The sequence below is a fragment of the Protofrankia sp. Cj3 genome (assembly GCF_917627355.1).
In the GTDB taxonomy this organism is placed as follows: Bacteria; Actinomycetota; Actinomycetes; order Frankiales; family Frankiaceae; genus Protofrankia.
This window is the reverse complement of record NZ_CAKJTR010000142.1, coordinates 1-6,175: the sequence shown is the minus strand read 5'-3', so window position 1 is coordinate 6,175 and position 6,175 is coordinate 1. Positions and strand designations below refer to the sequence as shown.

The window sequence follows — 6,175 nt, the reverse complement described above, 5'->3', positions numbered from 1 at the left end:
TCGTCGGTCGCCACCCACCACCTCCGGTGGCTCCCTCCGCCGCCTCGCGATCCATCCGCCCCGGCGCCGCTGCCTGATCGAACGCCCGATCTCACACACGCTCTCACTGTGACTGACCATTACTGTCGGGGTGACGTATCTGGGATGCGGGCTGCCCAGTCCCGCGGAGGCTGTCACGGGCCGCGGTCAGCTCCGCCCGTACCGCGCGCAGCTCGGCGGCGAGTTCGTCGGCCTGCCGTTCCGCGCGCTCGGCGCGGGCCCGGGCGTCCGCCCTGGCCTCGACGAGCACCCCCTGGCGTTCGTCCGCCACCCGTTGTGCGTTGTCCAGCCGCCTGTCGGCATCAGCGTGGATGCGGGTGATCGCGGCATCGGTGACCTCTTGCTGGCGAAGCAGATCAGCGCGCAACCGCTCGATTTCCGCCCGGGCCTCGGTCGCGGTCCGCTCGAAAGCCTCCGCCCGGGCCAGCGCGCCATCACGAGCCGCGGTGGCGGCGGCGAGGGTCTGGGCGGCTTCCTCCCGGGCCCGCGCAAGGGAGGCCGTGGCTTCGCCGCGTGCCGTCGCGACAGCGGCATCCGCGGCCTGACGAGCCTGGCTGATCTCCTCAGTCGCCTGGGTACAGGCCTGTTCGATCCGGGCGTCGGCCTCCCGCCGGGCTTGCTCAAGGGCGGCCGCGGCTTGGACGCGCACCGTGTCAAGGGCGGCCCGTGCCTCGTCGCGGGCCGCGGCACACGCGTCCCGTTCGGCCTCCAGAGCGGCCCGCCGCTCGTCGAGCTGGTCCACCGCGGCGACGGCCTCGGCCGCGACGGCCTCGGCCTCGATCCGCGCGGCCTGCGCCTCGCGGGCGACCTGTTCGGCCCGGACCGACCGGGCGACCGCTTCGGCGACCCGTTCGGCCGCTTCGGCCTCAACGGTCTCGACCCGTGCCTCCGTTGCCGCCATATCGCCGAGGGCCGCCATCTCCTGGACAAACCCGTCCAGCGCGCGGGTGAGCCCGGTGGCCAGCGCCGTGATCTGTTCCGCCAGCGCGTCCGCGCGCGCGCGTGCCCCGCCGGAGAGCGGCGCCGGGCTGGTTGCCGGGCCGGCCGCGGGCGCGGCCGACAGCTCGCGCCGCCGGCGGTAGGCCGACAGCCGGTTGTGCGCGGAATCGTCGCAGTACGCGGGTGGCCGGCCGGGCCCGACCGGAGCACTCGGCGGATGCGTGCACCCAGGGTATGCGCATGTCACCGGATCGGTCTGGTTGACTGCTGTGCCCTCGGTCATGCTTGTGCTCACCGTCCGTCCGTTCCAGATTCTGTATTCCGCGGGCCGCCGTCGAACACGACAAGGATGCACGCATGAGCGAGACGCCTGAACGCGCGACCGCCGGGGTCGCGTTGTTCGATCTGGACGGTGTGCTGGTGCGTGGTGACACGTTCACCCGGCTGCTGCGCCGGCACCTGTCGCGGTCCCGATGGCGCGCGGCCCTGGTCATGCCGGTGACGCCCCTGCTGGCGGTACGCCCGCTGCGCGCGATCGCGGTACGGATGATAATGCGGCTGGCGTTGCTGGGCTTGGATGCCGCCCGGTTCCGTGCGCGAGCCGAGGCGTTCGGCCGGGAGCTCCCGGCCGAACGGGACGTGACGATACCCGAGGGCATCGCCACACTGCGCCGCCACCTCGACGCGGGCGATCGGGTAGTGATCGTGACAGCATGTGAACGAGAACTTGCCCGTACGCTCCTCGACACGCTGGGCCTGGGCGAGGTGGAACTGATTTCCTCGCAGCTGGTCTGGGGCCGATTCGGTGTTACTCGGGGCAGCCTGCACAACCATGGAGCGCGTAAACCGCGTCAGCTCGCCGCCCACGGGATCGAGCCGCCGTGGGAGCACGCCTACAGCGACTCGCTGGCGGACCTGCCCATGCTGGCCGCCGCCAACCATGCGGTGCTGGTCAATCCTGACGGGAGGCTCGCGCTACGCGCACAGCAGGCGCTGGGCGGGCGCCTGCGGATCGTCCACTGGTGAGGCCCATCCGCTCACGATAGCGTGAGAACGCCAGCCCGCTGGCAGGCTCCGGCGGCAGGGCGTCCGATGCGGCTGCCAACACGGCCGGGCGATCCGCGACCCGGTCCACGAGCAGCCTGAAAGCTCCTGCCCGCCCCGTCCAGCATGTGTCGCCGACCGGCTGCCCGACCGGTGCGCGTGCGTAGTGCCATCTTCCACATCCTTTGGCGGATTGTGGACTCTCACTATGCAGGGGAAGTCACGGAGGGTTACTGTCACGCTCCGTGATTGATAAGTTGCGCGCCATGCGGCGCACAGGTATCGGCGGCCGGACCGCCAGCCGGGTACGCGTAAGGAGGCAGTCGTCGTCACGGTCCGCGGAGACGACCGTTCGTGCCAGGCAGCGGATGTGCGTCAGAGCGGTGGTCGGGAGCGCGCTTGTGCTTGCCCTCGGGCCCGCCGCGATCGGGCCCGCGGCCGCGGCCGGGCCCACCGCGGCCGGCGGCACGGGCGCGACGGGAGAACGATCATCCTACTGGAACGACGCCGCCGGCCAGGAGTTCCACCCGACCGGTCGAGTGCGCACCTATTACATCGGTGCTGACGAGGTGGTCTGGAACTACGCCCCCGAGGGACGCGATGCTATCACCGGCCAGGCATTCGACCCGATAGCAAGGACATACGTCCAGTCCGGGCCCGGCCGGATCGGGACGAGTTACCTCAAGTGTCTCTACCGTGGTTACACCGACGCCAGCTTCAGCGGTCTGGCGCCGCGTCTCCCGCAGGATGCGTATCTGGGCTTTTTGGGCCCGGTGATCCGCGCCGAGGTCGGCGACACCATCAAAGTCGTGTTCCGCAACGCCTGCCGGATTTCTGACAGCGTGCATCCGCACGGCGTCTTCTACACCAAGGCGAACGAGGGCACGCCGTACGCGGACAACACCTCCGGGGTGGACAAGCTCGACGACGCCGTACCCACCGGAGGCACGCACACGTACACCTGGCTGGTGCCCGATCGAGCGGGTCCGGGCCCGCACGACGGCAGCTCGGTCATGTGGATGTACCACTCCCATACCAACGAGGTCACCGACACCTATGCCGGGCTCACCGGCCCGATGGTTGTCACCGGAAAAGGGAAGGCGCGGCCAGACGGTAGCCCCGTCGACGTCGACCGCGAGATCTTCGCGCTGTTCTCGATCGTCAACGAGAATTGGAGCCCGTATCTTCAGGAGAATCTCCGCCGTTTTGCCAAGCCGCCGTACCCGGCGCTGAACGATGCTGATTTCGAGCGTTCCAACATGCGGCATGCCATCAACGGCTACGTCTTTGGCAACGAGCCGATGATCACTATGAAAAAGGGTGCGCACGTCCGGTGGTACCTGATGAGCATGGGCGGCGAGGCGGATATGCACACGCCGCACTGGCACGGTAACGACGCGATCGTGGGCGGCATGCGTATGGACACCGTTCCGCTGCTCCCCGGCACCATGGCCGTGGCCGACATGGTGCCTGATGACGTCGGCATCTGGCTTTTCCACTGCCACGTGAACGAGCACATCACCGCCGGCATGCTGACCCGCTACCAGGTTGTGTCCGACACCGACACCAACAACGGTACTGCCGCCACCGCTATATCCGCGCCAGGGCCGTCGGCCACAACGATGCCGGTGCCCAAGGGCGCTGTCTCCGCGGGCGAAGGCGGGATAGCTGTCCCCCCGTCGTCTGTCCCCACCGCGTCCGCGATCATCGCGTTCGTGGTGGCGATCGGCGCCCGCAGGATCGTGCGCCGTCGCCGCCGTCGTGCCATGGGCTGAAACCGCGCCGTTCATCGCGGTCCAGGCCGGTAGCTCCTGCCGCACAACAGGCCTGGACCGCGATATGGCGAGAACCGCCAGCCGCCCAGAAAGCGGCTCCCGCGCACGGAGAGCCCAGGATCATCAGCGTTCGGACAGCCATATTGCCCACACCATACACGGCACTGTTGATGCGCAGGATCCCCGCGGCATCGTACGGCGGACGAACAACCGTCGGCGAACAACCACGCAGCCGACCCGCCTGCCCACCTACCGCGCGGGGCAGTTTTTTTGGCTGGGTGGCGGCCCCGGCACAATTGCGCCAGCCGGCCAGGGCCAACTATGGATAAGCGCGGGTGCGCGCACGTTACCGGCAGCCGTGATGGTTAGCAACATCGGCTGTGGACTGTGTGCCTCTTCACGGAGCCTTGCCTGCTGGGCGGTCATGGCACGTATGGTCCTCGCCGTGCCTTCGAGGGGAAGGCGCGCATCGGATGGCACGCCGAGTCCTGCCCCCGTCCGATGACAACCAATACGGTGGCAGGAACGGGGGAACCATTTCCGGACGTCGAAGCCAGGCGTTCTCGGGGTGAAGCCGCATAGCGCGGCCGGGCAGTCCCAGCCCGAATCCGACAGCTCACCTCGCAGGCGTGGGGAAGGACATCAACACAATATGTCCCATGTACGTTCTGGCGCTCGTGGAATCAGTCGAATCAAGGCGCGTGCTCGGGTACTGATCGCTGTACCGGCACTCGTCGCCGCCATCGGCGGCGGCAGCGTCGCGCTGTCCCAGCCAGCGAGTGCGGCACCGTCCAACGACGGTGTGCTGGCCGCCATTGCACAGTGTGAATCCGGCGGCAACCCGAAGGTTGTCAACTCGATCGGTGCCGGCGGACTGTTCCAGTTCCTGCCTAGCACGTGGCACGCTGTCGGTGGCTCTGGCCTGCCGCAGAACGCCAGTGTGTCCGAACAGTGGATGCGTGCGCGGATACTGTACGCGCAGCAGGGCACGAGCCCCTGGTACGCGTCGAAGCACTGCTGGGCCGGAAAGGCCTAGCGACCGGAGAGGACGCGGCGAGAGTCCCTCGCGCCGTCCACGGCGTCTGTCAGATCCGCCAGCGCCAGCGCTGTGTATATCAGGTATAGCCTCAGGTATCTCGACAGAGCGGCCGGCCCGGGTTCACCGGGAGGCTCTCGCGAAGCCTTGGGAGAGACCGGCCACGGCCGGTCTCTCCCAAGCGGCCGCCTGCTTCCGGCTCTCGGACCGGGCCGGGCGTACCCGCACAATCGATCTTCCGGCTGGGGGGCCGGGCGCGCCGCGGCGGTCTGTGGTAAACCCGGAAAAACGGCCCCGTCGGTGTGTCGTCGTTTCTTGTCCGGGCCCGTTTTTCGTTCGCGCCGGCTCCCCGCGGGGCTACTCGACTTCAGGCGGGCGGCGTAATACCGTACCGTGCGCGAGCGGTGCCTCATCAGGGGGTTTTTTCGATCCGCGCGCTGGGCTCTCGAGAAACCTGGTGCATGAGCGATGACAGCGAAGAACGACGTCCGTCGAGCCTTGGTGACCGGCGCTGGAAGCGGAATGGGACAGCTCCTCGCCCTCCGGCTGGTGCGGCAGGGCACAGACGTTATCGCGGTTGATCGGGACGAAGCCGGTCTCAAGGTCCTCCACGACGCTGGGCCCGGAAAGGTGACGACGCACACCATCGATGTCACCGATGCGGACGCCATGGCCGACGTCGTGACCTCGCAGCACCACACCCTGCTCGTGACGGCCGCCGGGATCGGGTACACAGGCAAGATCGCTGAGACCCCGGCCGCGGTGCACGCGAAGATCATGGCGGTGAACTACCAGGGCACAGTCAACGCGGTGACGGCCGCGCTACCCGGCTATCTCGCGCGGGGATCGGGCCGGCTCGTCCTTTTCTCGTCGATTCTCGGCTGGTTGCCGGTGCCGCAACACGGTCCCTATGGTGCGACAAAGTCGGCGTTGGTCATTTACGCTCAGACGCTACGGCATGAACTTCGCGGGACTGGTGTGCGGGTGAGCTGTGTCTGTCCACCGGCGGTGGCAACCCCGATGCTCGACGACATGCCCGCAGCCCGAGCAGTCTCGCAGCGCACTATGATGACACCGGCCGCTGCCGTCGACGCGATCGAACGCGGCCTCGACAAAGGGCGTTTCTGGATCTTCCCAGGTATCGCGCGGCCGGTGGCCATCGGCCAGCGGCTGTTCCCCGAGGTACTGCGGGTGGCCATTGGCAGCCTGCTGAACAGATAGCTGAACAGATAGCCGTCCCGGCCGCTCAGAGCGCCCGGGACCAGGGCACGTGTCGAAAACACGCCGTAGGGGACGCGACATTGCCGAGGTTATCGCGGGGCGGGGGCAGGCGTCCCGCGTC

Annotated in this window: 5 protein-coding genes and 1 riboswitch; of the genes, 4 read left to right on the top strand and 1 reads right to left on the bottom strand. The window is 68.4% G+C overall.

Annotated elements, in window-relative coordinates; genetic code table 11:
- Positions 1 to 103: 103 nt before the first annotated feature.
- Positions 104 to 1,273: a hypothetical protein gene (locus MJ783_RS17370; protein ID WP_239311586.1), complete on the bottom strand. Its 1,170-nt coding sequence runs from the start codon at positions 1,271 to 1,273 to the stop codon at positions 104 to 106.
- A 62-nt stretch (positions 1,274 to 1,335) separates the two neighbouring features.
- Here MJ783_RS17370 and MJ783_RS17365 point away from each other — a divergent pair, with 62 nt between their 5' ends.
- The 4 genes from MJ783_RS17365 (at position 1,336) to MJ783_RS17350 (ending at position 6,054) form a co-directional block, all read left to right on the top strand.
- Entirely contained in the window at positions 1,336 to 2,004 is a 669-nt protein-coding gene (locus tag MJ783_RS17365) for a haloacid dehalogenase-like hydrolase (protein WP_239311584.1), read from the top strand.
- 386 nt (positions 2,005 to 2,390) lie between these two features.
- Positions 2,391 to 3,797 (top strand): multicopper oxidase domain-containing protein, encoded by a 1,407-nt coding sequence (locus tag MJ783_RS17360; RefSeq protein WP_239311580.1) that lies wholly within the window; start codon positions 2,391 to 2,393, stop codon positions 3,795 to 3,797.
- 469 nt (positions 3,798 to 4,266) lie between these two features.
- Positions 4,267 to 4,442, top strand: a riboswitch (cyclic di-AMP (ydaO/yuaA leader).
- A 7-nt stretch (positions 4,443 to 4,449) separates the two neighbouring features.
- Positions 4,450 to 4,833: a transglycosylase family protein gene (locus MJ783_RS17355; RefSeq protein WP_239311578.1), complete on the top strand. Its 384-nt coding sequence runs from the start codon at positions 4,450 to 4,452 to the stop codon at positions 4,831 to 4,833.
- 468 nt (positions 4,834 to 5,301) lie between these two features.
- Positions 5,302 to 6,054, top strand: coding sequence for an SDR family oxidoreductase (locus tag MJ783_RS17350; protein ID WP_239311576.1), 753 nt, complete (start codon positions 5,302 to 5,304; stop codon positions 6,052 to 6,054).
- Positions 6,055 to 6,175 lie beyond the last annotated feature (121 nt).

Excerpts from the sequence above, each read along its gene's own strand:
- MJ783_RS17360 (WP_239311580.1), top strand. The coding sequence starts at position 2,391 with ATGTGCGTCAGAGCGGTGGTCGGGAGCGCGCTTGTGCTTGCCCTCGGG.
- MJ783_RS17355 (WP_239311578.1), top strand. The coding sequence starts at position 4,450 with ATGTCCCATGTACGTTCTGGCGCTCGTGGAATCAGTCGAATCAAGGCG.
- MJ783_RS17350 (WP_239311576.1), top strand. The coding sequence starts at position 5,302 with ATGACAGCGAAGAACGACGTCCGTCGAGCCTTGGTGACCGGCGCTGGA.
- MJ783_RS17365 (WP_239311584.1), top strand. The coding sequence starts at position 1,336 with ATGAGCGAGACGCCTGAACGCGCGACCGCCGGGGTCGCGTTGTTCGAT.